The organism is Meiothermus taiwanensis WR-220 (genome assembly GCF_003568585.1).
Classification (GTDB): domain Bacteria; phylum Deinococcota; class Deinococci; order Deinococcales; family Thermaceae; genus Meiothermus; species Meiothermus taiwanensis.
Genome location: NZ_CP021130.1, coordinates 685,023 through 711,627, shown reverse-complemented (window position 1 = coordinate 711,627; position 26,605 = coordinate 685,023). Strand labels below are relative to the sequence as shown.

At 63.0% G+C, this 26,605-nt stretch carries 26 protein-coding genes; 10 read left to right on the top strand and 16 right to left on the bottom strand.

Going from position 1 to position 26,605, the window contains the following annotated elements; translation table 11 throughout:
- Window positions 1-74: 74 nt before the first annotated feature.
- Both MTAI_RS03605 and MTAI_RS03600 read right to left on the bottom strand, forming a co-directional pair.
- The gene (locus MTAI_RS03605) at window positions 75-2,081 is read right to left on the bottom strand and encodes a V-type ATP synthase subunit I (RefSeq protein WP_081698361.1); all 2,007 of its coding nucleotides are present in this window, start codon (window positions 2,079-2,081) and stop codon (window positions 75-77) included.
- Window positions 2,082-2,089: 8 nt separating this feature from the next.
- Entirely contained in the window at window positions 2,090-2,404 is a 315-nt protein-coding gene (locus MTAI_RS03600; protein ID WP_013013239.1) for a V-type ATPase subunit subunit G family protein, read from the bottom strand.
- 238 nt (window positions 2,405-2,642) lie between these two features.
- Here MTAI_RS03600 and MTAI_RS03595 point away from each other — a divergent pair, with 238 nt between their 5' ends.
- Window positions 2,643-3,797, top strand: a complete 1,155-nt coding sequence (locus MTAI_RS03595) for a 23S rRNA (cytosine(1962)-C(5))-methyltransferase (RefSeq protein WP_027887220.1) — start codon at window positions 2,643-2,645, stop codon at window positions 3,795-3,797.
- Here MTAI_RS03595 and MTAI_RS03590 read toward each other — a convergent pair.
- Entirely contained in the window at window positions 3,794-4,723 is a 930-nt protein-coding gene (locus MTAI_RS03590; protein ID WP_027887221.1) for a hydrogen peroxide-inducible genes activator, read from the bottom strand. The genes MTAI_RS03595 and MTAI_RS03590 overlap by 4 nt on opposite strands.
- 105 nt (window positions 4,724-4,828) lie before the next feature.
- Here MTAI_RS03590 and MTAI_RS03585 point away from each other — a divergent pair, with 105 nt between their 5' ends.
- Window positions 4,829-5,737: a manganese catalase family protein gene (locus MTAI_RS03585; protein ID WP_027887222.1), complete on the top strand. Its 909-nt coding sequence runs from the start codon at window positions 4,829-4,831 to the stop codon at window positions 5,735-5,737.
- Between the two features lie 219 nt (window positions 5,738-5,956).
- On the opposite strand, the gene MTAI_RS03580 is transcribed toward MTAI_RS03585, so the two are convergent.
- The 5 genes from MTAI_RS03580 to pgeF all read right to left on the bottom strand — a co-directional run bounded on the left by MTAI_RS03580 (window position 5,957) and on the right by pgeF (window position 13,058).
- Complete coding sequence (locus MTAI_RS03580; RefSeq protein ID WP_043983078.1) at window positions 5,957-7,186, bottom strand: PEGA domain-containing protein; 1,230 nt, start codon at window positions 7,184-7,186, stop codon at window positions 5,957-5,959.
- A 318-nt stretch (window positions 7,187-7,504) separates the two neighbouring features.
- The gene (locus tag MTAI_RS03575; protein ID WP_043983076.1) at window positions 7,505-8,863 is read right to left on the bottom strand and encodes a dipeptidase; all 1,359 of its coding nucleotides are present in this window, start codon (window positions 8,861-8,863) and stop codon (window positions 7,505-7,507) included.
- Window positions 8,864-8,971: 108 nt separating this feature from the next.
- On the bottom strand, window positions 8,972-11,629 hold the full coding sequence (locus MTAI_RS03570) for an ATPase, T2SS/T4P/T4SS family (protein WP_043983074.1): 2,658 nt from the start codon (window positions 11,627-11,629) through the stop codon (window positions 8,972-8,974).
- A gap of 99 nt (window positions 11,630-11,728) precedes the next feature.
- Window positions 11,729-12,286, bottom strand: a complete 558-nt coding sequence (locus tag MTAI_RS03565; RefSeq protein WP_187388592.1) for a YqeG family HAD IIIA-type phosphatase — start codon at window positions 12,284-12,286, stop codon at window positions 11,729-11,731.
- Between the two features lie 37 nt (window positions 12,287-12,323).
- Complete coding sequence (gene pgeF, locus MTAI_RS03560; protein WP_013013231.1) at window positions 12,324-13,058, bottom strand: peptidoglycan editing factor PgeF; 735 nt, start codon at window positions 13,056-13,058, stop codon at window positions 12,324-12,326.
- 176 nt (window positions 13,059-13,234) lie between these two features.
- On the opposite strand from pgeF, the gene MTAI_RS03555 reads away from it, so the two are divergent.
- The 3 genes from MTAI_RS03555 to MTAI_RS03545 all read left to right on the top strand — a co-directional run bounded on the left by MTAI_RS03555 (window position 13,235) and on the right by MTAI_RS03545 (window position 16,845).
- Complete coding sequence (locus MTAI_RS03555) at window positions 13,235-14,395, top strand: prepilin peptidase (RefSeq protein WP_187388591.1); 1,161 nt, start codon at window positions 13,235-13,237, stop codon at window positions 14,393-14,395.
- Between the two features lie 168 nt (window positions 14,396-14,563).
- Window positions 14,564-15,556 carry a type I glyceraldehyde-3-phosphate dehydrogenase gene (gap, locus tag MTAI_RS03550; protein ID WP_043983065.1) on the top strand — a complete coding sequence of 331 codons (993 nt, stop codon included), beginning with the start codon at window positions 14,564-14,566 and terminating at the stop codon, window positions 15,554-15,556.
- A gap of 101 nt (window positions 15,557-15,657) precedes the next feature.
- Window positions 15,658-16,845, top strand: coding sequence for a phosphoglycerate kinase (locus MTAI_RS03545; RefSeq protein WP_043983062.1), 1,188 nt, complete (start codon window positions 15,658-15,660; stop codon window positions 16,843-16,845).
- Between the two features lie 91 nt (window positions 16,846-16,936).
- Here the strand turns inward: MTAI_RS03545 and MTAI_RS03540 are convergent, their stop codons facing one another.
- The 5 genes from MTAI_RS03540 to MTAI_RS03520 form a co-directional block, all read right to left on the bottom strand.
- Entirely contained in the window at window positions 16,937-17,830 is an 894-nt protein-coding gene (locus tag MTAI_RS03540; RefSeq protein WP_063843399.1) for a ferritin-like domain-containing protein, read from the bottom strand.
- A 13-nt stretch (window positions 17,831-17,843) separates the two neighbouring features.
- Entirely contained in the window at window positions 17,844-18,350 is a 507-nt protein-coding gene (locus MTAI_RS03535; protein WP_063843400.1) for a CHRD domain-containing protein, read from the bottom strand.
- Between the two features lie 11 nt (window positions 18,351-18,361).
- On the bottom strand, window positions 18,362-18,994 hold the full coding sequence (locus tag MTAI_RS03530) for a ferritin-like domain-containing protein (protein WP_063843401.1): 633 nt from the start codon (window positions 18,992-18,994) through the stop codon (window positions 18,362-18,364).
- Window positions 18,995-19,122: 128 nt separating this feature from the next.
- The gene (locus tag MTAI_RS03525; RefSeq protein ID WP_187388590.1) at window positions 19,123-19,740 is read right to left on the bottom strand and encodes an anti-sigma factor; all 618 of its coding nucleotides are present in this window, start codon (window positions 19,738-19,740) and stop codon (window positions 19,123-19,125) included.
- The gene (locus MTAI_RS03520; protein ID WP_187388589.1) at window positions 19,730-20,284 is read right to left on the bottom strand and encodes a sigma-70 family RNA polymerase sigma factor; all 555 of its coding nucleotides are present in this window, start codon (window positions 20,282-20,284) and stop codon (window positions 19,730-19,732) included. Before MTAI_RS03520 ends, MTAI_RS03525 begins: the two co-directional genes overlap by 11 nt.
- Window positions 20,285-20,371: 87 nt before the next feature.
- On the opposite strand from MTAI_RS03520, the gene trpS reads away from it, so the two are divergent.
- Together trpS and MTAI_RS03510 are read left to right on the top strand one after the other, a co-directional pair.
- Window positions 20,372-21,412: a tryptophan--tRNA ligase gene (trpS, locus tag MTAI_RS03515; RefSeq protein WP_187388588.1), complete on the top strand. Its 1,041-nt coding sequence runs from the start codon at window positions 20,372-20,374 to the stop codon at window positions 21,410-21,412.
- Window positions 21,413-21,415: 3 nt separating this feature from the next.
- Window positions 21,416-22,090 carry a chromosome segregation protein ScpA gene (locus MTAI_RS03510; protein ID WP_027887233.1) on the top strand — a complete coding sequence of 225 codons (675 nt, stop codon included), beginning with the start codon at window positions 21,416-21,418 and terminating at the stop codon, window positions 22,088-22,090.
- Window positions 22,091-22,109: 19 nt separating this feature from the next.
- Here the strand turns inward: MTAI_RS03510 and minE are convergent, their stop codons facing one another.
- Together minE and minD are read right to left on the bottom strand one after the other, a co-directional pair.
- Window positions 22,110-22,334: a cell division topological specificity factor MinE gene (minE, locus tag MTAI_RS03505; RefSeq protein WP_027887234.1), complete on the bottom strand. Its 225-nt coding sequence runs from the start codon at window positions 22,332-22,334 to the stop codon at window positions 22,110-22,112.
- Window positions 22,334-23,137 (bottom strand): septum site-determining protein MinD, encoded by an 804-nt coding sequence (gene minD / locus MTAI_RS03500; RefSeq protein ID WP_013013216.1) that lies wholly within the window; start codon window positions 23,135-23,137, stop codon window positions 22,334-22,336. The genes minE and minD overlap by 1 nt, the downstream gene beginning before the upstream one ends.
- Window positions 23,138-23,311: 174 nt before the next feature.
- Between minD and MTAI_RS03495 the strand changes: the two genes are divergently transcribed.
- The 3 genes from MTAI_RS03495 (at window position 23,312) to MTAI_RS03485 (ending at window position 26,108) form a co-directional block, all read left to right on the top strand.
- Entirely contained in the window at window positions 23,312-23,476 is a 165-nt protein-coding gene (locus tag MTAI_RS03495) for a hypothetical protein (RefSeq protein WP_187388587.1), read from the top strand.
- Window positions 23,477-23,551: 75 nt separating this feature from the next.
- Window positions 23,552-25,108, top strand: a complete 1,557-nt coding sequence (locus MTAI_RS03490; RefSeq protein ID WP_187388586.1) for an acyl-CoA mutase large subunit family protein — start codon at window positions 23,552-23,554, stop codon at window positions 25,106-25,108.
- A gap of 556 nt (window positions 25,109-25,664) precedes the next feature.
- Window positions 25,665-26,108 carry a hypothetical protein gene (locus MTAI_RS03485; RefSeq protein ID WP_036196910.1) on the top strand — a complete coding sequence of 148 codons (444 nt, stop codon included), beginning with the start codon at window positions 25,665-25,667 and terminating at the stop codon, window positions 26,106-26,108.
- Between the two features lie 2 nt (window positions 26,109-26,110).
- Here the strand turns inward: MTAI_RS03485 and MTAI_RS03480 are convergent, their stop codons facing one another.
- The gene (locus MTAI_RS03480; RefSeq protein WP_223299742.1) at window positions 26,111-26,605 is read right to left on the bottom strand and encodes a GNAT family N-acetyltransferase; all 495 of its coding nucleotides are present in this window, start codon (window positions 26,603-26,605) and stop codon (window positions 26,111-26,113) included.

Sequence of the window (26,605 nt, the reverse complement as noted above, 5' to 3'; positions counted from 1 at the left end):
CTAGACTGGATGAGACTTTGTGTCGCCTGGCGACGAAAGGGCACCCTTACATCATAAGGGCGCACCCAGGCATTTTAATCTGACCTGACCGAGCGAAAGGGCCTGTACGGCCTCCCGGTTTCCTCGAAAAAGCCAAAGTTGGTGGAAAACTCGATCCACAAGAGACGGATGGGCTGGATCACGTGGCCCAGGGTGGTGATGACGATAATCGCCAGGATTAGCAGCAAGCCCACCAAAAATCCCAACACCCCGCCAATAAAGCCAAAGCGCTCCGCCAGGCCAAAACCCACCTGGTTGGCCAGGCTGGCCAGCACACCCCCCGCCACACCCACGGCGTACAAACGGATATAGCTAAGAATCTGCCCACCTTTACCCGGCAGCTCAGCGATCATCAGCACCTCACGCGAGAGGGCTACCCCGACGAAAAATAAAATGATGCCCACCCCAAAGATGATGTTGAGGATGGGGATGTTGGCCTGGGTGAGGAAGTTGTAGGCAAAGGCCACCAGACCCACCAGGCCCGAGAAATAGCCAAAGCCTTCCCAGAAATGCTTCATGTGCCCATGTTTGAGGCCCAGGCGCATTCGCAGGAAGAAGGCATAGAGAACCTGAAATACCCCAAACAGGATAGCAAAGACCATCAGCCCATTGGCGGTTTGGGCAAAATCCAGGCGGTTGATGATGATGGGAATTAGCCCATAGTAGGTGTCGGGATCGAAGCTGGGGCCGGTTGGATAAAACACCCGCCAGCCGTCTTTGAGACCAAAAATGCCCGGCAGCCGCAACTTCTCCAGAAAGGTGCCGAAGAACTCCCCGTACAAAAACCCCCAGAAGATTGCCCAGCCCGCCATCCATTTACCAATGGTGGCCAGTTTGCCCAGCACATCCGGCCCAAAAGCGGCCCCTAGAAAATCGATGCGCAGGGTCTCCCCTCGACGGGATTTCCCGGCCAGCCACAGGGCGACCAGTAAGAACAGCAGCCCAATGCCGATATCACCCACCACAATCCCGAAGAAAAGCGGGAAGAAGATAGCGATCATCACGGTGGGATCGTGGCTGCCATAAGCTGGGGTGTTGAGGAAGCCGTGCATCAGCTCGAAGGGCTTGGCCCAGGACGGGTTTTCCAGGGTTACCGGCACCTGGTGGCCCTCGTGGTGCTCGTCTACGGGTTCAAAGGTGTAGACAATCTGGTCGCGCAGACGGCCCAGGGCTTCTTCTACCTTTCCCTTGGCCTTTTGGGGCACCCAGCCCATCAGGGCAGCCCCATACTTCCCAGCAGCCATATCAGCAACAGCTTTGTAGCGGGCCACTTCGTCTTTGGCCCGGGTCCACAGGGCTATGAGGGCTTCCCCAGACTCCCGTGAAAGCTTGGCGACCTCCTCGCGGATCCCCACCAGCTCTTCGGGGGCCAGCTTGGCCCGTTCCTTCATGCGGGCCGCTGCCTTCCCAAGGGACATGGCTCCGTAAGCCCCCGGAAAGCGCAGCTCGGCCAAACCCAGGCGGGAAAGGCTCGAGCGCGCGGCCTCGAGCTCGCCCCGCCTGACCACCACCACGGCGGCCAGCTGGTTCTCCAGGGGCTCGGCCTCGAGCACAAAGCGATCGGCCAGGGTCTCTTGCAGGGCCTTGCGCACGGCCTCGAGCTCCTCGGGCTTGGCTACCAGGAAGGGAATGACCCCCAGGCGGGGGCTCTCGTCGAGCCCATGCGCCAGCGCGGCCAGCTTTTCGGCGGCCTTGCCGAACAGCTCGATGGTCTGGATTTCCTCCTCCAGGGCCGCCCGCTCTTTGCCCAGCACCTCGGCCCGGCTGGCCACCGGACGCAGCACAGCCTCGGCCTCCTCGAGGGAGCCCGTAAACGGTTTGCTGCTGGGCACCGTCGCCAGACCAACCACCGTCAGCGACTGTTCGGCTTGCGAAACCACCGCCTCCCAGCGCTTGAGTTCGGCTTCTTCGGTTGGGGATAGACGATACTCGCCCAGCTCATCCGGGCGCAGGGGGTCGATGTGCACCACCCCAGCCTTTTGCAGCTCGGCCAAAAGCTCCCGGGCCAGCCGCTTAGGGCCAGCCACAATCAACTTCTCCATAGGAGCGATCAAGGCAGTACCTCCTTCAGTACCGCCTGAACCGCCTCGGCCACCTTTGCTGCGGCCGCTTCACCAATGGCCTTTGCCTCCGCTTCGGCCCTGGCCTTGGCTTCGCTCTCAACTTTAGCCACGGCTTCGGTGGTGCGGGCGCGGTACTGCGCCTCCAAGTCCCGTGCAGCCTGCTCGGCCTCGGCCAAAATCTGGGCGGCCTTGGCTTCGGCTTCCTGGACTTTGGCAGCGGCGGCCCGCTTGGCCTCTTCGAGCTGCTTGGCTAGGGCCTGCTCGCGCTCCGCTAGGCTTTTTATGAGTCCTGATCCAGCCACGTTCCCTCCTTTCTGGTCGCCATCGCTTTGCTCGGCACATCGAAAAAGCGAGCAAGTGAAAACTTGCTCAAAGATGAACCCCAAGAATCATAGCGGTTTCTCAGGATTCGTGTCAACGCGAGATAGCATACACTAGTTGGCTTGAAGAACACACGGCATAGAAGCACACATTAAGGTGCCGCGAGGGCAAAAAGCATAGAGCGATTGATACGGCAGCAAAAAGCGATAGACTCACGGGATGAGTGTCCGCGTGAATGCCAGAGGCGCAGCCCGGCTGCTGTCCCGTCACCCTTGGGTATATCGAAGCGATGTGCTGGAAGGGCCCCAACAGCCCGGCCTCTACCCGGTGCAGGCTGGCCCCAGGGTGTTGGGCTGGGCACTGTACAACCCAGCCTCGGAGATCAGTGTGCGAGTTTTTCACTTCGGCGCAGCCAAAGATCCCCAGGGGGCCTTGCTTGAAAACCTGCGTAAAGCCCTGCAGCGGCGTAAAGAGGCCATCGCCCAAGAACCCCAGGGGGCTTTCCGGCTGGTGCACGCCGAAGGCGACCTCCTGCCGGCACTGGTGCTCGATTATTACGCCGGTCATGGGGTCTTGCAGATAGGCTCGGCCGCCCTCGAGCCGCTGACCCCCGCCCTGGTAGAAGTGCTGCAGGATGAGCTACCCCTGCAAAGTCTGCTAGCCAAAAACGACCAGAAAACCCGCAGCCTCGAGGGCCTGCCCCTGGAGGTCAAGCCCCTGCTAGGCCAGGTGCCCAGCGCGGTTATGGTGCAGGAAGGCGGCATCGTGTACCGCGTTGACCTGATGGAAGGCCAGAAAACCGGGGCCTTCATTGACCAGCGCGACAACCGCATCCGCCTAAAAACCTTTAGGGGGGAAAGCGCCCTGGACGTGTTTAGTTACCACGGCTCCTTTGCCCTCCACCTCGCTCAAAGCTTCAAACAGGTTACAGCGGTGGATAGTTCGGCAGCCGCCCTGCAAAGAGCCGCCGAGAACGCCCGGGCCAACGGCCTGGCCAACATCACCTTCCGAGAGGCCAACGCGTTTGAGTTTCTGCGCGAAGAGGAGCGGCGTAAAGCCCGGTACGACCTGATTGTGCTCGACCCCCCGGCTTTCGCCAAGAGCAAACGCGACATAGAGCGGGCCTACGCTGCTTACAAAGAGATTAACCTGCGGGCCATGAAGCTCTTGCCCAGCGGGGGCATCCTAGCTACCGCCTCGTGCAGCCACCACCTGAGCGAAGCCCTCTTTTATCAGATGCTCGCTGAGGCTGCCGCCGATGCCCACCGCGCTGTGCGGGTGGTAGAAAAGCGCGGTCAGGGCTGGGATCACCCGGTGTTGCTCAACGTGCCCGAGACCCAGTATCTGAAGTTTGCCATCCTGGAGGTTCTCTAGCCCTCAGCCAGCAGTTGTTCCCCGTGCTCACTCCGCTGCAAGGCCAGGGCCAGCGCCTTGCCCTCCTCACCCAGCCTCAGGGCCACAGCTCGCCTGAGGGCTCCCTGGCGCAAAATTAAGTAGACTGTGCGCCCGGCTCCAGGGGGGCTTAGGGGGCGCAGATGGGTTCTCTTGGCCTTGGGCAGGGTCCATAGGGCCACCTCCGGCAGGAGGGTAAGCCCCCCTACCTCCTCTACCAGTCGGATGAGGGTTTCCAGGTCTCCGCTCTGGAACTCCACGCCTTTCGAACCCTGGCCTGGCCTGCAGGCAGCCAGCACCTGTTCCCGAAAACAGTGTCCTTCAGCCAGAACCCAGGTGTCTTCCAGGGGAATTTCAAGGGGATGGATGGTCGTTCGGGCATAAAGGGGGTGCTCTGGGGAGACATAGGCCAGAAAGGCCTCCCGAAAGAGGGGGTGCACCTCGAGGCCTGGCGCCTCCTCTTCGGTGGCAATAAGGCCTGCGTCCAGGCGACCTTCCACCAGCCCCTGCAGGATGCTGGGGGTTGGTTCTTCCCGAACGGAGAGCTCGAGGCTGGGGAAGCGTGCTCGCAGCCGGGGTAGGAGCCGCGGCAGAAGATAAGGGGCCAGCGTCGGGATGACCCCCAGCCGAAAAGGCCCCTGAAAGAACCCCTCCTCCCCCCGGGCCAGGGCCTTGAGGCGCTCCACCTCTTCCAGCACCTTGCGGGCCTGGACAATAACCTGCTCGCCCACCTCGGTGGGCTCCAAGGGGCGCTTTTTCCGGTGGAAAAGCACCACCCCAAGCTCCTCCTCCAGGCGTTTAATCTGAATGCTCAAAGCCGGCTGGGTAAGGAAAACCCGCTCGGCCGCCCGGGTAAAGTGACGCTCCTCGTCCAGGGCCACCAGATAGCGGAGCTGATCCAGATTCATAAATCCAATTTATAATAGCACAGCCCATAATCTATTGGACTTATTTTTCCTGGCATCCTACCCTAAAACCGTCCGGAGCAAATCTCCGGCAAGGAGGTGACAAGGATGTTCCTGAGGATCGACCGGTTGCAGATTGAACTTCCCGCCCCCAAGGAGCAAGACCCCAATGCGGCCAGCGCCGTACAAGCTCTTCTGGGTGGGCGGTTCGGGGAGATGTCCACCCTGATGAACTACATGTACCAGTCCTTCAACTTCCGGGGGAAGCAAGCCCTGAAGCCCTACTACGACCTCATCGCCAACATCGCCACGGAGGAGCTGGGGCACATCGAGCTGGTGGCCGCCACCATCAATGCCCTTCTAGCCAAGAACCCCGGGAAGAACCAGGAAGAGGGGGTGAATCCGGTCAGTGCACCCCTGGGCTTTGCCAAGGACGCCCGCAACGCCGCCCACTTCATCGCCGGTGGGAGCAACAGCCTGGTCATGGGGGCCATGGGGGAGCACTGGCACGGGGAGTACGTCTTCACCAGCGGCAACCTCATCCTGGATCTCCTGCACAACTTCTTCCTGGAGGTGGCCGCCCGCACCCACAAGCTCCGGGTCTACGAGATGACGGATAACCCCGTGGCCCGGGAGATGATCGGCTACCTGTTGGTGCGGGGTGGGGTGCACGCCGCCGCCTACGGCAAGGCCCTGGAGACCCTCACCGGGGTGGAGATGACCAAGCTCCTGCCCATCCCCCGCATTGACAACAGCCAGTTCCCCGAGGCCAAGAAGTTCATGGAGCAGGGCTTCCACCGCAACCTCTACCGCTTTAGCCCCGAGGACTACAAAGACCTCGGCCTGATCTGGCGGGGTGCCTCCCCCGAAGATGGGAGCGAAGTGGTGGTGGTGGATGGGCCTCCCCAGGGCGGCCCCGTGTTTGACGCCGGCCACGACGCGGCGGAGTTTGCCCCCGAGTTCCACCCCGCGGAGCTTTACGAGATCGCCAAGAAGCTCTACGAGAAGGCCAAGTAGTACCAAAATACAGGCTTGCTAAATGGGCAGTGCATGCTGCACTGCCCATTGTGGGTTGTTGGTGTTACAAGCCCAAACGCTAGCACCGAAATGCTTTTCTACTCCCTTTGGTTGGGCCAGTGCACCGCCTCTGGCGCCAAACCAACCACCTCTGGTATTAGGATCCCAGCAGAAAATCCTCCCCTGCGCTGCGAGGGGAGGACTGCTGGTGGGTTTTGACTATCGAGCCCGCGGCAGCTCGAGGCGCACCTGTTGTGTACGTCCGGCTTCAACCCGAACATCCCTAAGCGCTGCACGGTAACCTGGGGCCAGCGCCACCACCTGGACACTACCGCCCTCGAGCTCATCCAGGCGCAGGAAGCCCCCCCGGGTCTGGCCCACCTCGCGGCCATCCAGGAAGATACGGGCCTCCACATTGGTGTAAACCTCGAGCGCCCCGCGCAGGGCCTGCAGGGTTGCATTCACCGGCACGGTCTGGCCGCTGCCCACGCTCAGGCTGGCCCGGAAGCTCTGGTAGCCGCCCAGGCGCAGCTCGAGGTCGTAGCGGCCCGGCGGTACGGTCAGGTTGAGGGGGGTGTTCCCCACCACCCGGCCATTCAGCAGCACCTGGGCCCCCGGGGGGTTGGAGTTAATTTGCAGCAGCCCGTTCTGTACCACCGGCACCAGGTTGGCGTTGACCGCCGTGGTCTCGCCGGGCCGGATCTGGGCTGTGGTGCGAAAGTTCTGGTAGCCCCCTAAGCGCAGCTCGATATCCACCCGCCCCGGACGCAGCACCAGGTTGAGGGGGGTGCTGCCCACCACCCGGCCTTCCACCAACACCTGGGCCCCCGCGGGGCTCGAGTTCACACTAAGGGTGCCGGTGGCCGGTTGCACGGGCTGGACAGGGGTTACGGCCGCCCGCCCCACGATAAAAAACGCCACGTTGGAAACCCAGTCCTGCTGGGGCAGCGGGGTTACCACAATCGAGAGGGCCCGGGCCAGGTTGTCCGCACCCTGCAGGTTTACCCGCCCGGTCTGAATGTCGGCGATCTGGGCCAGGGACAGGGGCTGGCGGCTGGCTACGGCCAGCACCCGATCCTGCCCTTCGGGGCCGGCCACCTCGAGCGCGTAGCGCGCACCGGTAGCGGGCGGGAAGGTGCGGGTTTCACCGGCCCGCAGGAAGTTGTTCTGGTCAAAGGCGTTGGGCAGAATCAGACCGATTTCGCCGGTAGACTTGACGCTAAAGATGTAGACGTGGGCGTCCTGGTTAACCTGCACCGAGACCTGGATGCGTTCGCCAATCTGGTAGACCGGGTTGCCGGTTTTGCTGGGGTCTTTGTTAACCCAGACCCGCACCTGTAGGTCGGTGGGCACCGGGTTGACGATGATGCCCTGCGGGCTCAGTTCGGGTGCGGCCAGGGCCGAGCCGGCTAGCAAGAGTCCGAGGGTCGTTGAGATGATTCGCTTCATGTATGGCCTCCTCCACCCCCAGCGTAGGATACTGGGATCAAGCGTCGTGAGAACCCATTCAGCCAAAATTAACTTTGGCGTTGAGCAATTCTTTAGTGGGCTGCCAGTCCCCAACACAGCCAGCCTGTTTGGAGCGACTCTCTGACAGCGGGCCGGCAAGGGCTAATAGCGGATAATCTTCAAACAAAAAGCATTCAGAGGCTATCTTTTTGAATCCTAGAGCACTCCCTTCCAAGGGGTGGTATCGCCCTCCGCTAAGCGGATAACTTCGGTTGGGTTGGTGCGCCGCCTTCCAGCGCCGAACCAACCGCATCTGGTTTAAGAAGCCAGCCGCACGAGCAGGCGGGCATAACCCTGCTTGCCCTTTTCGAAGCTCGAGAGCCTGAAAAACTCATTGGGGGAGTGAATCAGCTCATCCTCGAGACCAAAACCAAAGCTAACCGGGTCGTGGCCTAGCTGCTGCTTGAGCGTACTCAGGATGGGCACCGAGCCACCAAACATGGTCTCCACCGGCGGCACCCCATACAGCTCGGTGAGGACTTCCCGGGCCACCTGGGCCACCGGGTGGTCGGCCCGCATGCGAAACGCCGGGGCCCCCGACTCCTTGACCCGCACCTCCAGACGCACGCCTTTGGGCAGGTGGGCCTCCAGGTGCGACCTGATCAGGGCCACGATCTTATCGGGGTCTTGGTGAGGCACCAGGCGGCAGGTGATTTTGGCATGCGCGGTGGACGGAATTACCGTCATGCCCCCCGGCCCCATGTAGCCACCCCACATCCCGTTGACCTCGAGGGTGGGGCGTCCGGTGATGCGCTCCCAGGGGGTGTAGCCCGCCTCGCCATAAAACTCAGGCACCCCCAGTTTCTGCTTCATCTCCGCTTCGTTCCAGGGAATCTGCTTGTACCACTCGCGGAGCTCGGGGCTCAGGGGTTCTACATCGTCATAAAAGCCCTCGACCGCCACGCTGCCATCGGGATTGTGCAACGAGGCGATCAGTTCGGCCATCGCGTGCAGGGGGTTTTGCACCTGGCCGCCCCAGGAACCCGAGTGCAGGTCGTGGCTGGGGCCAATCAGGTCGAACTCGAGGCCGCATATGCCCCGCGCCCCCAGGCTTAGGAGCGGGGTGGTCTCGGAAAGCTGGCCGCTGTCTCCGTTGATGATCATGTCACAGCGCAACCGCTCCCGATTCTGCTCGATAAATGCAGGCAGGCTGGGGCTGCTGATCTCCTCCTCCCCCTCGATGAGGGCCTTCACGTTAAGATTGAGGTTTCCAGTAGCGATGAGGGCCTCGGCGGCCAGCAGAAAGGCCATCACCTGCCCCTTCATATCCGAGGCCCCGCGGGCCACAATGCGCCCGTCCACCACGGTGGGTTCAAAAGGCGGGGAGTTCCAGCGCTCGGGGTTGTCGGCGGGCTGCACGTCGTAATGGCCGTAGAAAAGCACCGTAGGCCGGTCGGGGTAGGGGCAGTACTCGGCCAGCACCACCGGATGCCCGGCGGTAGAACACACCTCGGCAGCAAAGCCAGCCTGACGAAACCGCCCGGCCAGCCACTCAGCAGCCCGCCGCACATCGGCCTGTCGGGCAGGCTGGGCCGAGATGCTGGGGATGGCCAAAAAGGCACGGAAGTCTTCGAGGTGAGCCGCTTGGTGTTGTTTCAGGTAATCGAGCCAGCTCATAGCATAGCGATTCTACCCCTTTGCGCCCCATCTGGGGTTGGCTCGAGCGCAGCGCCCTCAAACCCTTCCAGAAAAAACCCTTGGTAGCGCCCTCTACAACCACCTGCACTACTCATTGGTACGGGCCATTACTTCTTCCAGGGTGGTCAGCCCCAGGAAGGCTTTTTGAATACCGTCCTCGCGCAGGGTTTTCATACCACCCCTACGGGCGATCTCCTTAATCTGGGTGGCCGACTGCCCCTCCACAATCGCCCGCCGGATCTCATCGTCGAGCACCATTAGCTCGTGGATGGCGGTGCGGCCCTTATAACCTGTGCCGTTGCACTTATCACACCCCGTACCTTTGTAGAGGGTTTTGCCGCGCAGATCCTCTTTAGACAGATCCAGTCGGCGCAGCACGGTTGGGTCGGGCTCGATCTGAATTTTGCAGTGCTCGCAGATCTTCCGCACCAAGCGCTGGGCCAGCACCCCCACCAGGGCCGCCGAGATGTTGAAAAGCTCCACCCCCATCTCATCCAGGCGGGTAACGGCCCCTGCGGCGTCGTTGGTGTGCAGGGTGGCGATCACCAGGTGGCCGGTCAGGGCCGCCTCGGTGGCAATTTTGGCCGTTTCAGAGTCGCGGATCTCACCCACCATAATGATATCGGGGTCTTGCCGCAGAAAGCTCCGCAGGGCCTTGGCGAAGGTCAAGCCCGCCACCGGGTTCACCTGGGTTTGGTTAATCCCGGGAATCTCGTACTCCACCGGGTCTTCGATGGTGGTGGTGTTTTTATCGGGGGTGGCGATGCGCTTCAGGATGCTGAAGGTGGTGAAGGACTTACCCGAGCCCGTAGGCCCGGTAATCAGGAAGATGCCATACGGCTTGGAAATCACGTCTTCGAAGCGTTGAAACACGTCCGGCGCAAATCCGAGCTGCTCAATTTCGGGAATATCGGCGGCCTTGCGCAGCAGGCGCATTACAATTTTTTCGCCGTATACGGTGGGCAGGGTGGAAAGGCGCAGATCCAGGTCAATGGAACGGTCGCGGTAGCGCACCCGGCCGTCCTGGGGCAAGCGCCGCTCGGCGATGTCCAGGTTGGCCATAATCTTGATCCTCGAGGCAATCGCCGGCCCGGCCCCCTTGGGCAAACGCATGTACTCCCGCAGGGTGCCGTCGATTCGGATGCGCACCAGGATATCCGACTGGCGGGGCTCGATGTGGATGTCCGAAGCATCCTGCAAGAAAGCCTCGCGAATAATGCTGTTGACCAGCTTGACCACCGCGTTATCGTCGAGGGCGCTGGTATCGGTGGACTCCTCCTCTTTCTTCTTGCCCTCGAACTCGCGGGCCAGCTCCTCCACCCCGGTGGTGCTGCCATAGAACCGCTCGATGAGCTTGGTGATGGCCGCTTCCGCCGAGACCGCCGGCATCACATCGCGCTTGGTGATCATGCGCAGGTCGTCGATAGCCAGGATGTTGCGGGGGTCTTTCATCAAGACCACCAGGGTGTTGCCCTCGAGGTGGTGCGGGAAGATGGTGTAGCGCCGCACGGTGGACTCGGGCACCATGGTGAGCACCGAAGGGTCGGGGGGGAAGTCGGTGGGGTCGATGTAGGGGTAGCCAAGCTGGGTAGCCAGGCTCTTGGCCAGCATCTCCGGCTTGATTTTGCCCGACTGCACCAGGGTATCCTCGAGGCGACCCCCACCCTGCCGCTGTTTCGCCAGGGCTTCTTCCACATCCTGGGCACTCACGTAGCCCAGCTCCACCAAAACCTCACCCAGAGGCCGGGTTTTTCCCATGCGGCGCTGCACCGAAAGCGCATCCTGCAAAGCAGCGCGCCCCAGCTTGCCTTCCTGCACCAGCGCTTCCCCCAGGCGGCTTTTTTCAGGGTAGGCCTTGCTAAACAGGGTTTCCCAAACCTTGGGCAGGGTGAGGATGAACTTGGTAGGGTGTTCAATCAACCGGGCCACGGTGTGTCGGTGGCGCGGATCGGCCAGCACCACCAGCACCTGCTGCCCATCCTGACGGGCTGGTATGGCATGGTAGCGCAGCGCATCGGGGCGCAACAAAAAGGCCGAGACCTCGGGTTGCAGCTCGAGGTCGTCCAGTTCTGCTCTAAACTCGATGCCGGCCTGTTCGGCCAGGGCCTGGTAGAGCCGCTCCTCAGCCAGGCCGAATTTGTTGACAAGCAGCCGACCTAGTAGCTCACCGGTCTTCTCCTGCTCGACTAAAGCAGCCTCGAGATCCTCCCGGCTCAGCCAGCCTTTGCTGACCAGGATTTCACCCAGTTGCATCTCGCCCGGCGAGGCAGCCGAGGGCGGCGGGGGCACCGGCAGGCCCAGCTCGGGGTAGTGCACTGCCAGGGCGTAGCGAAAAGAGGACTGGGTGGCCAGGTAGGGCTCAATGATTTGATTGGTGAGATCTTCAAGCTCCTCGAGCACCAGGTTGTCCAGCGGGTTGAGCAGGGCCACCCGCAGGGTACCCCCCTCCACGCTAAAGGGAATGGCACCCAGGTCACGCGCCCGCTCTGCTGGAATGAGCGACTTGGCCTCGGGTGAAATTTCCATTTCGGCCAACTCCACCAGCGGGATACCAAAAGCTTGCTCAATGGCCTGGGCGATGCGCCGCTCAGAAAGCAAGCCCAATTCGACGATAATCTCTGAGAGGTTACCCCCCACCTCACGGTGCTGCTCGAGGGCTCGCTGCAGTTCCTCATCGCCCAGCAGCCCCATGTCCAACAGGGCGGCCCCCAGCCGTTTGTCTCCAATCGTTAAGACGTTAGCCATTCAACCAGTCCTCCTGCACCACGCAACGGATACCCAAAACCAACGAGCCAGTGAACAAGGCGATGGTTGTATAGCTACAGGGCATCACGCGGCTTCCTCCTAGTCTTTGCTTATTCTGGGGTTTGGCGCCAAATCTTTTGGGTCAAATTCCTCTTGGGCCCTCGTTGGCGGTTGGCGGTTGGCATTGCGCAGTATCCAGCGCTCGAGCCTCCGTACCAGGCGGGTGTATCCCAGTTCCTGCTGGGCCAGCGGCGGTACCAGCACGGTATACATCCCCACCAGGTTGCCCCCCAGCACGTCGGTAAAGAGCTGATCGCCAACCACCGCCACCTCTTCAGGGCGTAGACCCAGCCGCCGCAGGGCCTCACGAAAACCAAACCAGGGTTTACCTGCCAGCCCAAAGCCCGGAATTCCCAGCTTCTCGCACCAATAGCGCACCCGCCGGGAAGTGGCGTTGGAAACCAGCATCACCGGGATACCCGCTTGCTTCTGGGTCTGTAGCCAGGCCTGCAAGGCCTCGGGAACCTCGCCATAGGTTCTATAGGGCACCAAGGTGTTGTCCAGGTCGAGCAGCACTGCCCGCAAGCCCCGCTCCTGAAGCCAGGCGGGGGTCACTTCGGTCACCGAGTTAAGCTGGGCCCTTGGCTTGAGCACCATTCCAGTGTAACGAAAACTTCTATAAGGAAGAACAGGGCTAATGGTTGGGCAGCATTATGACAGCCCACATACGGCCGGTCTGACCCCGATCCCTGCGGTGCGAAAAGAAGGCCGTATCGGCATAGGTGCAGCGTCCCAACGCCCAGTAATGCCGGGGGTCAATCCCACCTTGCAGGGCCTGGGCGTGGATGGCCCGCTCGAGGTCGAGCCGGTATCTGCCTGGATGCTTTGGATCGGGCCAAGCAAAAGCCAGGCCCACCCGCTCAAACTGCTCCAGCACCTCCGGGCCCACCTGGAAGTTGGGGCCGCTGATGCCAGGGCCCACCGCCAGTCGAATGTTCTCGGGGCTCGAGCCATACCGGGACTGCATCAGTTCCAGGGCCCGCGGCAAAATACCCGAAACCACCCCCCGCCAGCCTGCGTGCAACGCCCCCACCACACGCCTAACAGGATCGTGGAGCAGGATGGGGTAGCAGTCGGCCACAGTAACCCGCAGCAACAGTCCGGGGGTGGCGGTCAACACCCCGTCCCCTTCCCACTCCCCAGCCGTCTCAACCACATGCACCCGGTTGCCATGAACTTGACTTAGGGCTACCACCGGCGGGTTCCCGAAAGCCGCCAGCACCCTGCGCCGGTTTTCCAGCACATGCCCTGGATGATCTGCCGTGGACAGACCCAGGTTGAGGCTGTCGAACGGGGCTGGCGACACACCACCCTGGCGGGTGGTGAAGCCATGGGGCACCTCTAGCAAAGGACTGGTAAGCAACTGCAAGAACCCAACACCTCCTAGCAGCCATTCAACACCAACAAAAGCTCCACCAAACAAATCTCACTGCCAACCCTGGCATCGCCGGGCCACCCCCCCAGCCAAACACAGGCGAAAACCGGGCCAGCCAGGTTCACACTGTCATCACAAGCAGCCCGGCGCTCAGAGCCTACAATAACAGGGTGGATGTCTTTCCTCTACCTGCGCTGGCCGCTTTAGCGTTTATACTGGGCAGCCTGATTGGCTCTTTTTTGAACGTGGTCATTTATCGCCTTCCGGCTGGTCTTTCGGTGGTCTGGCCGCGATCGCGCTGCCCCCATTGTGAGCACACCCTTTCCCCAGCCGAGCTGGTGCCAATTGCCTCCTGGGTTCTGCAGGGTGGCCGGTGCAGAAACTGTAAGGCTGCCATCTCGGTGCGTTACCCGCTGGTAGAAGCCCTGACAGCAGCCCTGTTTAGCCTATCCGCAATTTTGCACCCCGTTTTCCCCGATCTGGTCTTTATATGGGCCTTCATCGCCCTGCTAATCGCACTGTCATTTATTGACATCGACACCAAAACCCTGCCCAATTCCCTCAATTTCACCGGGTTCTTCCTGGGCCTGCTGGGGGCGGGTGCGCTGGGTTTCCCACATAGCTTCCAGACGGCCCTGGAAGGCGGTTTGATGGGCGCCGGGCTGGTCGCGTTGTTCGCCGGCTATGGTGGGTGGCTGTACAACCGTTTCAAGGATGCCCCCCGCGAAGGCCCATTCGGCGTGCACCTGGTGCACCTAGCTGCCATGCTCGGGGCCTGGGGTGGGATGTTCGGCACGATGGGAGGCCTTTGGCTGGGCAGCCTGGGTATCCTGGTGGGCCTCTTGAATGCCTCACTCAACGCCCGCACGGGTAAGGTATGGGCGCTGCACGACAGCCTGACCCTTGGCCTCGCGGCCCTGGCCCCACTTGCTGCCTGGGCGCTGGATCTTTCCCCTCTGGAGAGCCTTCGGGGTTTGCTGGTCAGCGCAGGGGGCATGGCCCTGGCCGGCATGTTGTACTGGTGGCTCCGCAACCCATCCGACAAGGTGGAGCCTCCATCCAGCGAAGAAAAACCGGAAGGATACGTGACCGTAATGGGCTACGGCGATGTGGTGCTGGCCGGATTTCTAGGGGTCTGGCTGGGCTTCGCCAACCTGCTGGTGGCCGTTTTTATCGCTGTTTTTGCTGGCGCTGTCATCGGCCTGGTCATGCGAAGGTATGGCGGCGACAATCAAATTCCCTTCGGGCCGTACCTGGCTATTGGCGGACTGGTCGCGTTCTTCTACGGAACCGCCCTTGTGCAGTGGTACCTGAGCTACATTGGCCTGTAGCAGAGCCGTCGGCCCCACAAACCTCAGCGAAAGGCAGTGTTGCTGGATTTTTCGTCGCATGCAGCGCGCAAAGGGTATCCTTGCGTCTAGGCGTTCTGGGATGGAGGCGTTATAGTGTCCTGCGGAACGCGGAGGCTATCCAGCGTTTAATCCCAACAGGAGGATCACATGAAAATAGGCATCAACGGTTTCGGACGCATTGGCCGTCAGGTGTTCCGGATTTTACAGGAACGCGGGGTGGAAGTGGTCGGCATCAACGACCTTTCGGACAACGCCATCCTGGCCCATCTATTCAAGTATGACTCCAACTACGGCCGTTTCCCGGGCACTGTCAGCTACGACGAGAAAAACATTACCGTCAACGGCAAGACCATCCGGGTATACGAAGAGAAGGATCCGGCCAACATCCCCTGGGGTGAGATTGGGGCCGATATCGTCATCGAGTCTACCGGGCGCTTTACCAAGCTCGAGGCCGCCGAAGCCCACCTCAAGGCGGGGGCCAAAAAGGTCATCATCAGCGCACCGGGCAAGGGCGATATGCTCACGGTGGTGATGGGCGTGAACGAGCATATGTACGACCCGGCCAAGCACCACGTCATCTCCAACGCCAGCTGCACCACCAACGGCCTGGCCCCGGTGGCCAAGGTGCTCAACGACCACTTCGGTATCGAGAGGGGCCTCCTGACCACCGTGCACGCCTACACCGCCAGCCAGAGCCTGGTAGACGCCGTCAAGGACGACCCCCGCGATGCCCGGGCGGCGGCCCTCAACATCGTGCCCAGCGAGACCGGCGCGGCCAAGGCGGTGGGGTTGGTGATCCCCGAGCTCAAGGGCAAGTTTGGCGGGATGGCCTTCCGCGTTCCGACCAGCACTGTCTCGGTGGTGGACTTCACCGCCATCCTGAGCAGGGAAGCCAGCAAGGAAGAGATCAACGCCGCCATGAAAGCGGCCGCCGAAGGCCCCATGAAGGGCATCCTGGCCTACACCGAGGAGCCCCTGGTGAGCAGCGATCTCAAGGGCGACCCCCACTCCTCCATCTTCAGCGCCCTGGACACCCTGGTGGTGGGCAACCTGGTCAAGGTGGTGAGCTGGTACGACAACGAGTGGGGCTATAGCTGCCGCGTGGCCGACCTGGCCCAGTACATCGGTAAAAAGCTATAAGCTCGCACCTTTGGAGGGGGCGCACGGGGTGAGCCGTTTCACCTTGGCCCCACCCCAACCCCTCTCCCGGTGGGAGGGGGCATTTGCCTGGGAGGCCAACCATGCGAACACTCAGAGACTTCAACGCCCGCGGTAAACGCGTGCTGGTGCGGGTAGACTTCAACGTGCCCATCAAGGATGGGAAGGTCAAGGACGAGACCCGGGTGGCGGCGGCCATCCCCACGCTAAAACACCTGTTGGATCAGGGGGCTACGCTGGTGTTGTTCTCGCACCTTGGGCGTCCCAAGGGCGGCTACGAGGAGGCCAGCAGCCTGGCCCCTGTGGCCCCGGTTCTGGAAAAGCACCTGGGCCGGCCTGTGATCTTCATCGGGGGCTCGCCGGAGCTGACCCCGGCCAGCGAGGCCACCTTAGAGCGTGTCCAGGCCGCAGCCCCTGGCTCGGTCATTTTGCTGGACAACGTGCGCTTCGAGCCCGGCGAGGAAAAGAACGACGAAGCGCTGGCGAAGAAGTTTGCCCGGCTTGGCGATGCCTTTGTACTCGATGCTTTTGGTTCGGCCCACCGGGCCCATGCCTCGGTGACCGGGGTGGCCCGGTTTTTGCCCAGCTATGCGGGCTTTCTGATGGAAAAAGAGGTCAGCAGCATCGGTAAGGTGCTGCACAACCCCGAAAAGCCCTACTGGGTGGTGCTGGGCGGGGCCAAGGTCTCGGACAAGATCGGGGTGATCGAGAACCTGCTGCCCAAGGTGACCGGAATGGTGATTGGCGGGGCTATGGCCTTCACCTTTATCAAGGCCCAGGGGGGGCAGGTGGGCAAGAGCCTGGTGGAAGACGACAAGCTGGATCTGGCCCGTGACCTGCTCAAAAGGGCTTCCGACCTGGGGGTTCAGTTGCTGCTGCCTACCGATGTGGTGGCGGCGCAAAAAATCGAGGCCGGGGTGCCCACCCGAATCATGCCCGCGAACGCCATCGAGGACGGCTGGATGGGGCTGGATATTGGGCCCGAGAGCGCCAAAGCCTTTGCCGCAGCGCTGCAAGGTGCAAAGACGGTGCTCTGGAACGGCCCCATGGGGGTCTTTGAGATAGACGACTTTGCCAAGGGCACCCTGGCCGTGGGCGAGGCCATCGCCCGCCTCGAGGGTGCCTTTACCGTGATTGGTGGAGGCGACTCGGTGGCGGCAGCCAACAAACTGGGCATGGCCGATAAGTTTAGCCATGTGTCCACCGGCGGGGGGGCCAGCCTCGAGCTTCTGGAACTCGGCACCCTGCCAGGCATAGAGGCACTGAGCTAGGACATGCCACCTTGCAGCGCCGAACCAACCGAACCTGGTAGGCGAACATAAAAAACCGGGCGGGTGCCCCGCCCGGTTGAGTGCTGTGGGCTCAGGTGGTCTTGATGCTGCCGTTGAGCCCCATGGGGAAGAAGCCCCCCATGCTCACGCCGGCGTTGCCGGTGAGATACACGATCTTGAGCACCTCGCTGGTGGTGCGCCCGTAGGCCACGGCGTTGGCATCGGCGGCCACCAGGTTGGCTTTACCCATTTTGGTAATGCCCTCGTCCTTGCCCCCACCCACGCTGCCGCGCAGGTTGCTGATGGCCTGCACCACCTGTTCAACGGTGAGACTGGGGGTCACCATCATGTCCTTGCGCTCGTGCAGCAGCAGCCGGATGAGCCCGGCGTGGTAGGCCTCCACCGCCAGAATCCCTGCGGCCGGATCCAATACATTGTTCTTGTCGGTAATCAGCTTGGCCGCGCCCTTATACGCCGTCACACCCACATCTTCGAAGACAAAGGCCCCGTGAATGAAGAAGAGTTCGTTGGCGAAGGGATTGAAGTTGGTGATGGCCCCATTGCTGGCCGCGTTCCCGGCAGCCCGGAAAGCCTGGTCGAGGTCGATCACCGGGCGGTCTACCGCCGCCGACCCCAGGGCCTGGCGCAGGAACTTGACGTGGGCCAGCTCGTCCTCGGCAATTTCCTGGGCGTACTCGAGCACATCCGAGCTCAGTCCGGGAACCGGGCTGGTACCATCGAAGCCCGCAGGCAGGCGGATCTCGGCCGTGCCACCGATGCTCTTGATCTCGCTAATGCGCCCCACCGCAGCCAGGTAAAAGGCCGCCTCCAGGTACTCCAGGTTGAGGGCAAAATTGAGAATGGCCACGTCCTGGTTGGGGCTCTGGCTCATACCGGGGGTGGTGCCGCAAGCGCCTATCACACCCCCCAGCACCAGGCCCGTGCCCATCAGGCCAGTCTGCTTCAGCATCTCCCTACGGTTCATAGTTTACCTCCGGCTACATGATCTGAATCTGTCCGCGCAGCTCACCCGCCCGGAAGGCCGCGGTGTGGATGTCGAAATAAAGTTCTCCCCGGTACAGGCGGTTCAAATCATCCAGGCTCAGCTCGAGGCGATCCATAAAGGTGGCGCTGCGACCATCGGGCGCCGGCATCACCTTGAGGGCCTGCAACAGGGGGCCGTTCTGCCCCTTGGGGCCGCGGTGCAGGTGTACGGCGCTGGTCAGCCGGGCGTTTAGCGCCGGGTCGTCCACCGGGTCGCGGGTGTAGTCGCGGAAAGGCCCGGCCAGGTTGGCCACCGCACCCTGGATGCTCAGGGTGGAGCCCATGAGCTCGAGGCGCACCACCGCCAGGGCCGGGGTGTTGGCCGCGTTGGGCACCACCTCGGCCCCGCTCAGCAGCACCGCCCGTACCACACCCCCGCCCATCCCCTGGGCCCGGGCGCTGCCCAGGCCCAGCAACAGCAGGCTGGCCCCCATGCCACTTACGAACGTACGCCGCTGCATAAACCCCTCCCTTACTTACGAATGAACCCCTGCACAGCCTGGGTGGCCTGCTGGGGGGTGATGGCGACGGCCACTGCCCGGCCCACCGGGGTCTGCGGCCCTTCCACCCGCCCGCCCAGAGTCAGCACGGCGTCGCGCAGGATGGCCAGGTGGGCCTCCTCGTTCATGGCGATGCTGGCCGCTGCGGAGAGCACGGCTTTGTTCTGAATCAGGGGAATGGCCCCCAGGTAGGCCCCGGTAAAGGCGGTCTCGAGGGCCACCAGGGTTTCCAGCACCTTCAGCCGGTTGGCGGCATTGAACTGCAGGTCGCCGTAGGTAAACTGCGGACGGGCCACGGGCGTGGCGTTGAAGGGGCCCCGGATGGTGTCGGTCAGGGCCTTGACGTGGGCCTCCTCGTGCTTCAGGGCCTCGGCCAGGTAGTCCCGGATCTCGCCGGGGAAGCTCACCGTGAGGGCGCGGGTATAGGCGTCGGTGGCCAGGTACTCGGCGGTGAGGGCCAGGTTGAGCACGTCCAGGTCGCTCACACCCTGCGACTGGGCCAGGGCCTGCCCCACCAGGCTATGCGCCAGGGCCGTGGAGAGGCCGGCGGCGGTCAAAACCTTAACGAACTTCCTACGGGCCAGATTTTGGGGTTGCGTTTGCATTTTGCACCTCCACCCTGCCATTCGCAGGAGAGGCGGCGTTTGGATTAAGCAGGTCAGGGCAGGAGCGCCGGGAAGCATGCAGGGCCGGGCATCGCAAGGCGATGCCTGCGCAGTCCGTCAGCGGCCCCTTACTGCGGAAGCCCAAACAGGGTGGTAGGTTGCCGGCTGCCGCCGGGGGGCTCGAGCGAGACCGCCACGGCCTGGGCCTGGGCAGGCAGCCGCAGGCTTTTGAGCGGGGTGCGGAAGGTGGGAAGGGGGACGGGCCCGCCCTGAACCAGCCCCCAAGCCTGGAAGACCTGGCCCTGCGGGGGCCAGCGATCCAGCAGCACCAGGGCCATATTGTCCTTGCGCTGGATCACCCGTCCCACCACCTCGCCCCTGGGACTGGCCAGGGCAACCACCCGGGTCGCCGGGTCGCGCAGCGAGAGCAGCCAGAAAGCACCCCACCCCCCGGTGTAGCCCAGCCCCAGCAGGAGCAGCAGCGCCGCTGCCCGGGCCAGCCAGCCCGCAAGCATAAGGCGGCGGCGGGGCTGCAGGCCGGCCATCACCTTTTGCTCCAGCCCCTCGGGCACCGGGGCCGGGGGGACGAGTTCGGCCAGATCGGCGGCGGTTTCCTGCAGGGCGCGGGCTTCCGCCCAGAGCTCGGGGTAGCGCTTCAGGGCGGCCTCGAGCCGCTCCCGCTCCGCAGGCTCCAGGGCCCCCAGGGCGTACAGCGGCAGAAGTTCACGCACTTCCTCAGGCTTCACGCAGCTCCTCCTTCAGGCGGGAGAGGGCCCGGCGGGCCCGGGTCTTGAGGGTGCCGAGGGGGATGTTGAGTTTGAGGGCCGCCTCCTGGTGGGCATACCCCTGGTAGAACAGCACCTCGATCACCTCCCGCTCCTCGGGCTCCAGACAGGCCAGGGCCCTGCGCAGCCGGATGCGATCCAGGTGGTGCTCTTCATCCAGGCCCGGGCCGGGCAGATCGAAGGCCTCGGGCTCCTCCTCGGTGGGCTCGAGGGCCTGGGGACGGGCCTCGAGGCGCCGAAGGTGATCCACCGTGGTGTGGTGGGCGATGGCTAAAAGCCAGGCCCGTGCCGAGGCCCGCCGGGGGTCAAACTCGCGGGCGTTTCTCCAGATCTTGCTAAAAACTTCCTGCACCACATCCTCTTGGCTGGCTGAGTCGAGGCCCAGACGGCGCGCCAGGCCCAGGAAAGCCCCTGCATAGCGCCGAAAGATCTGCTGCAAGGCGGCCTCTTCTCCCCTGGCCGCCAAAGCCAGCAAAGCTTCGTCTGAGAAGGCCTCGAGGCTCATGCTCGGCCTATGTTAGCATACGTATCTGGCTCGGGTTTTGGTTTTCAAAGGGTGCACGAAGCCCTCCGGCCTGCTATCCTATCCAGCGTGAAACGGGTTTTTTCTGGCTTTCAACCCACCGGCGACCTGCACATTGGCAACTACCTAGGCGCGATGGTCAACTACATCGCCCTGGGTGAGAAGCTGGGGCAGGACGCCATCTACTGCATTGTGGACTACCACGCCCCCACCAACCCGGCGGCCTACGACAAAGACTTGCTGGCCCAACGCACCTTCGATGCGGCGCTGGTCAACATGGCTGCAGGGCTCGACCCCAGCAAGGTGATTCTTTTCGTGCAGTCGCACGTGCCCGAGCACATCGAGCTGGCCTGGGTTTTCAGCACCCAGACCCCCTACGGCGACCTGACCCGCATGACCCAGTTCAAGGACAAGGCGGCCAAGCTCCAATCGGTTCCGGCGGGCCTGCTGATGTACCCGGTACTGATGGCCGCCGACATCCTGCTGTACAAAGCCGATACCGTGCCGGTGGGCGACGACCAGATCCAGCACCTGGAGCTCACCCGCGAGATTGCCCGCCGCTGGAACCTGGAGTACGGCGAAACCTTCCCCGAACCCCAGGGCTACCTGAACCCCCATGCCCCCCGCGTGCCCGGCATCGACGGCAAGGCCAAGATGTCCAAAAGCGTGGGCAACACCATAGGCCTGCTAGAGGACGAGGAAAGCATCTGGGCCAAGATCCGCACCATGCCCGACGACCCGGCCCGCATCCGGCTCTCTGACCCCGGCGACCCCGAGCGCAGCGTGGTTTTCAAGTTTTTGCAGTACTTTGCCCCGCCCGAGCTGGTGCAGGTGCTGCGCGAGGAGTACCGCCGGCGGGGTATCGGCACCTTAGTGGTCAAGCAGCTTCTGATGCAGGAGATGATGAAAACCCTGCGGCCCATCCGCGAACGCGCCGAGGAGCTGCGGGCCCACCCCGAGCAGGTGCTGGGGGCCCTCGAGGAGGGCGCCGCCAAAGCCCGCCGCATCGCCCAGGCCACCATGGAAGAGGTGCGGGAAAAGTTCGGGCTGCTCCGGCCCAAAAGCCAGACTTCCGGAACACCCGCGCCGGTAAAAGTGGCCTCCAAGTAAACCGTGATTACCCTGCGCCTCGAGCAATTTAGCGGAACACCCAGAGAGCTTTACGAGCAGGTACGCAAGGGCAGGATTGCCGCCAAAGACCTGCCGGTGCTGGCCCTCACCGAGCAGGCCCTGGCCCAGGTGCAGGCCCTGGGGCTTGCCGAGCGCAGCGAGCTGCTGCCCATCCTGGCCGAGCTGGTGCTCTTCAAGCTGCGGGCCTTCGCCAGGCGGCCCGAGGTTGTGCCGGCCGAGGATGAAGATTACCTCGAGGAGAGCGATCCGGCTTTCCTCGAGACCCTGGTGGCCCTGGAAGAGGCCATCGCCTTCCTCGAGCAGCGCTCCCGCGAGCGGGCCCGGGTGCTGCCGGTGCCACCGCCCCCGCTCCCCAAGGACCGTCGCCTGCGCCCCATGCCCCTGCAACTGCTGGTGCGGGCGGTCGAACCCTTCGCGCGGCGGGCTGAGCTGCACCTCGAGCCCGAGACTTTCGGGCTTAAGGAGGCCTGGGATCGTATCAAGGGCTTTTTGTGGGGCCTGCGCCGGGCCCTGTTTGGACAGTTGCCGCTTCGCGGCTGGAAGGAGCAGACCGTGGCCTTTGCCGCCCTTCTGGAAGCCAAAAAGCAGGGCCAGGTGGAGCTACACCAGCAGGAGAATTTCGGGGCGCTCGAGGTCGAACTCAAGGCCGATCACTAGCCAATGGCTGCCCAATCCATCATTTGGGAATCGGCACATCGGCCTGGAGCTTCATTTTGTCGTCCATGGTTTCGACGTGGATTTCCAGGTTCTCCTCATCGGGGAAATACCGCTTCAGCACGGCCAGCAGGTCTTGCTTGAGCTGCTCCACCATGCCCGGGCTCAGGTGGGCCCGGTCGTAGGCCAGCACCACCTTGAGGCGTTCTTTCAGGGTGTCTTTGCTTTTGCGCTGCCAGGGCCACATCATCTACCCCCAAACAGCCGCCGCAGGGTGCCCAGAAAACCCGGTGCATCGTTCAGGGAGGCAAAGGGTACGTCCTCACCCCGCACCCGCTGAGCAATCTCGACAAAGGCCCTGGCCGCCCCGCTGCCGTTCTTGAGCACCAAAGGCTCCCCCTGGTTGGAGGAGATGAGCACCCCTTCGTCCTCGGGCACGATGCCGATGGGCTTGATGCCCAGGATCTCCACCACATCCTCCACCGAGAGCATGTCGCCGCGCTGCACCATCTTGGGGCGCAGGCGGTTGATCACCAGGAAGTTCTCGCGGATCTCGCGGGCCTCCAGCATCCCGATAATCCGGTCAGCGTCGCGCACGCTCGAGACCTCCGGGTTCACCACCACCAAGGCCCCCTCGGCGGGGGTGGCAGCGGTCTGGAAGCCCTTCTCGATGCCGGCGGGTGAGTCGATGAGCACCCGGTCGAAGCCCTCCTCTTCCAGCAAGGCCCGCACAATCTGGCGGAACTTCTCGGGATCGAGCGCCTCCTTGTCCCGGGTTTGCGAGGCCGCCAGCAGGGCCAGCCCCTCGATGCGCTTGTCACGGATAAGGGCCTGCCGCAGTTTGCACTTGCCCTCGATCACGTCAATCAGGTCGTAGACCACCCGGCCTTCCAGACCCATCACCACATCCAGGTTGCGAAGCCCCACATCCACATCCACCACCGCCACCTTCTCGCCCAGGCGGGCCAGTGCAGCGCCCACGTTGGCCGTGGTGGTGGTCTTCCCTACCCCACCTTTCCCCGATGTCACCACAATTGCACGGGCATTCACGCTCAATCCTCCAGAGATTCAAGCCAGGCTGGCTTGGGTAAAAGCTCGCTTTAGTATACGGTCAACCAGGACGATGTGTCAGGCACAGGTCAGGGCAGGCCTCCGCCCAGCCGGATCGCCGGGACTGAATGGGCCGGGACTGAATGGGGCCTCAGGAAGGTTTACAATCAGGGTATGCACGACCCTAAAAACCAAGATGGGCCTCAAGGGGAGATCAAACCCGACTGGAAGGATTTTATAGCCCTGGTTATTGCAGCCTACTCCATTCTACTGCCCCCGCTCCTCCTGATTTTCGGCGCCGCCGCGCTGGTGTTGCTGCTGCTGTATGTGGTCTTCTGAGCCGGTTGAGCAATGCCAAACCTTGACAGCCCTTGCAAACCCCACATAAGGGCCGAGTTGTTGAAAGGAGAACCCATGCCTGTCACAGTTGAATACCTGTTCGAATCGCTCCCCGAGGGCTACAGGGAACGCCTGGGCCGCCCCGGGGAGTATCCCTTTACGCGGGGGGTCTACCCCCGGATGTACACCGACCGCCCCTGGACCATGCGGCAGTACGCCGGTTTTAGCAGCGCCGAGGAGTCCAACGCCCGCTACCGCTACCTGCTTTCGCAGGGCCAGACCGGGCTCTCGGTGGCCTTCGACCTACCCACCCAGCTCGGCCTGGACCCCGACCACCCCCTGAGCGTGGGCGAGGTGGGCAAGGTGGGGGTCTCGATCGCCTGCCTCGAGGACATGCGCACCCTGCTGGACGGCATCCCGTTGGACAAGGTCACCACCAGCATGACCATCAACGCCCCCGCCAACATGCTGCTGGCCCTGTACCTGCTGGTGGCCGAGGAGCAGGGCGTGAGCTGGGATAAGCTGGGCGGCACCATCCAGAACGACATCCTGAAGGAGTACATCGCCCGCGGCACCTACATCTTTCCCCCCGGCTCCTCCATGCGCCTTATCACCGATGTGTTTGCTTTCTGCAGCGAGAAGGTGCCCAAGTGGAACACCATCAGCATCTCGGGGTATCACATCCGCGAAGCCGGCTCCACCGCCGCGCAGGAAATTGCCTTTACGCTCGCCAACGGCAAGGCCTATGTGCAGGCGGCCATAGAGGCCGGACTGGATGTGGATGCCTTTGCGCCCCGGCTTTCGTTCTTCTTTGCTTCGCATAACGACATCCTCGAGGAGGCCGCCAAGTTCCGCGCAGCCCGGCGCATGTGGGCCCGCATCATGCGCCATGAGTTCAAGGCCCAAGACCCCAAAAGCTGGACGCTGCGCTTCCACACCCAGACCGGCGGCTCCACCCTCACCGCCCAGGAACCCCTGAACAACGTGGTGCGCACCGCTTACCAGGCCCTGGCAGCGGTGCTGGGCGGCACCCAGAGCCTGCACACCAACGCCTACGACGAGGCGCTGGGCCTGCCCACCGAAAAAAGCGCCCTGCTGGCCCTGCGCACCCAGCAGATTCTGGCCTACGAGTCGGGCATCACCCGGGCGGTAGACCCCTTGGGGGGTAGCTTTTACGTGGAGCACCTGACCGATGCGCTCGAGGCCCAGGCGCAGGCCTACCTCGATCAGATTGCCAAGCTGGGGGGTGCGGTGGCAGCGGTCGAGGCCGGTTTCTTCCAGCGGGAAATCGAGGAAGCGGCCTGGGAATTCCAGCGCCAGGTGGAAAGCGGCCAGCGGATTATCGTGGGGGTCAACCGCTTCAACAACCCCGACTCCCCCCTCAACGAGCACACCCCGGTGCAAAAAATCAGCGATGCCCTGGCCAACCGCCGCAAGGCCCAGATTCAGGCCTTCCGGGCAGGGCGCGACGGCCAGGCCACTGCCAATGCCCTCGAGGCCCTGCGAAAAGCCGCCCGGGGTTCGGAGAATCTGATGCCCTATATCCTCGAGGCCTTCCGGCGCCGGGCCACCCTGGGCGAGATCTGCGGCGTGCTGCGCGAGGAATGGGGCGAGTACCAGCCCTCTTACTAGTTTCTTTCAATCCTCGGGCTCTCACCCGAGCGTAACGAAAGTCGCCAGGCCAGTTACCTGAATGCCCAGCGGGTTGGCTTTCTGCGCTTCAAGCGGAAAAAAAACTGACCTCGGCCTCCTGGCAAGCCGGGCGCCCTGCACCGGGGTATCAGGAGTCCAGGCCCACCCCGGTGGGTTGACCCCAGTATAGCACACTGGTTTCAATCCTCACTCGGGCTCTCACCCGAGCACAACAATCTCACTTTGGCACTCGTCCTAGAGGGGTTTCAAGAGGCCTTTTTTGCGCAACTCCCCAAAAAGGCCTCCGACGCAGGGTGAGAGAGGGTAGGGGAAAATCGAGTTTTCGACGTCCTCTAGCCGGTTTATCGGTTTGCGCGAACCCCCTGGGTTTTGCCACCTGCTTGGGGTTCACACAAAAGTAACTCATGCTACAAACTGGTAGGATAAACGGGTAGCATATATCCCAACTCGGGTACAATACGCAGCGTATACGATAGAAGCCTGCCCTCATACCCGAGGATCTTCCCATCGAGCCTAATACCTAATAATGGTAAGGATGACCTGGCCGAAACTTTGCTGGATACTAGGAGGGGCTCTTGCGCTGGCAGCCCTTGGGGTCGGCAGCGGCCTGTGGGTACAAAGCCGCCAGGCAGCACAGGCCCGGCCCCCCGCCCCCTACCGTACCTACACCGCCACCGGACAGGTCGTGAACCTAAAAGCCCTGGGAAACGAGGGTTGCATGGTGCAGGTTAGGCTGCACCAGTGGGTGTCCTTGAGCGATGGCTTTACCCTGGCCGAGATGCCGCAGCGGGGCCAGCTCTACACCCTTGGCGCTACCCCTGAGCAGTGCCTGACCCTCGAGGTTGCGCTGGCCTCGTCAGGTGAGCGTGAAGACCCGGAAAGCCCCCGCCACATCTACTACCAGGCCGGGCAGGGGCCGGGTGGCGAGTGGCGCATGCTGGGCAGTCCCTCGGCCCCCCGGGGCTGCGGGGGTTTGTAGAGCTAGAGCCTTAACTCGTAGAGCGCCACGTGCAGGGGGTAGCCCATGCGAATCACCCGCTTCTCCCCCACGCACACAAAACCCAGGCCCTCGTAGAAGCTGCGCAGTTTGGGGCGGTTGAAGTCGGTGTCCAGGCGCAGAAAGGCCAGACCTTCGGCCCTGGCCCGCTCCTGGGCCCAGGCCAGCATGGCGGCGGCCACCCCCTGCCCCGCCACCGCCCGCCGCACCGCCACCTTGTGCACAAAAGCCGAGGTTCCCGTCGGAATCTCAGGCCAGAAGAGGGGGTCGGCGTGCTGGTAGATGAGGGTGCCCACCGCCTGCCCCTGCCAGTAGGCCAGGAACAGCTCGCCCTGCTGGGCCACCGGGCGGAGTATCTCGGGGGTGAGATCCTCGAGGTGCCAGAGCGTCTCGCCCCGCGCCATCAGCCAGCGGGCGGCTTCGCTGAGGATATCGGAAGCAACCCCAGCTTCCTCCACCGAGGCGGGCCGCACCTCCAC

Bases quoted from the DNA above. Each gene is read 5' to 3' on its own strand.
- MTAI_RS03565 (WP_187388592.1), bottom strand. From the start codon at position 12,286: ATGGTGCTCAAGCCAAGGGCCCAGCTTAACTCGGTGACCGAAGTGACC.
- MTAI_RS03535 (WP_063843400.1), bottom strand. From the start codon at position 18,350: ATGCAGCGGCGTACGTTCGTAAGTGGCATGGGGGCCAGCCTGCTGTTG.
- MTAI_RS03520 (WP_187388589.1), bottom strand. From the start codon at position 20,284: ATGAGCCTCGAGGCCTTCTCAGACGAAGCTTTGCTGGCTTTGGCGGCC.
- MTAI_RS03580 (WP_043983078.1), bottom strand. From the start codon at position 7,186: ATGAAGCGAATCATCTCAACGACCCTCGGACTCTTGCTAGCCGGCTCG.
- MTAI_RS03595 (WP_027887220.1), top strand. From the start codon at position 2,643: ATGAGTGTCCGCGTGAATGCCAGAGGCGCAGCCCGGCTGCTGTCCCGT.
- MTAI_RS03585 (WP_027887222.1), top strand. From the start codon at position 4,829: ATGTTCCTGAGGATCGACCGGTTGCAGATTGAACTTCCCGCCCCCAAG.
- MTAI_RS03575 (WP_043983076.1), bottom strand. From the start codon at position 8,863: ATGAGCTGGCTCGATTACCTGAAACAACACCAAGCGGCTCACCTCGAA.
- MTAI_RS03490 (WP_187388586.1), top strand. From the start codon at position 23,552: ATGCCTGTCACAGTTGAATACCTGTTCGAATCGCTCCCCGAGGGCTAC.
- MTAI_RS03485 (WP_036196910.1), top strand. From the start codon at position 25,665: ATGACCTGGCCGAAACTTTGCTGGATACTAGGAGGGGCTCTTGCGCTG.
- MTAI_RS03590 (WP_027887221.1), bottom strand. From the start codon at position 4,723: ATGAATCTGGATCAGCTCCGCTATCTGGTGGCCCTGGACGAGGAGCGT.
- MTAI_RS03495 (WP_187388587.1), top strand. From the start codon at position 23,312: ATGCACGACCCTAAAAACCAAGATGGGCCTCAAGGGGAGATCAAACCC.
- MTAI_RS03605 (WP_081698361.1), bottom strand. From the start codon at position 2,081: ATGGAGAAGTTGATTGTGGCTGGCCCTAAGCGGCTGGCCCGGGAGCTT.
- MTAI_RS03570 (WP_043983074.1), bottom strand. From the start codon at position 11,629: ATGGCTAACGTCTTAACGATTGGAGACAAACGGCTGGGGGCCGCCCTG.
- MTAI_RS03545 (WP_043983062.1), top strand. From the start codon at position 15,658: ATGCGAACACTCAGAGACTTCAACGCCCGCGGTAAACGCGTGCTGGTG.
- MTAI_RS03530 (WP_063843401.1), bottom strand. From the start codon at position 18,994: ATGCAAACGCAACCCCAAAATCTGGCCCGTAGGAAGTTCGTTAAGGTT.
- MTAI_RS03540 (WP_063843399.1), bottom strand. From the start codon at position 17,830: ATGAACCGTAGGGAGATGCTGAAGCAGACTGGCCTGATGGGCACGGGC.
- minE (WP_027887234.1), bottom strand. From the start codon at position 22,334: ATGTGGCCCTGGCAGCGCAAAAGCAAAGACACCCTGAAAGAACGCCTC.
- gap (WP_043983065.1), top strand. From the start codon at position 14,564: ATGAAAATAGGCATCAACGGTTTCGGACGCATTGGCCGTCAGGTGTTC.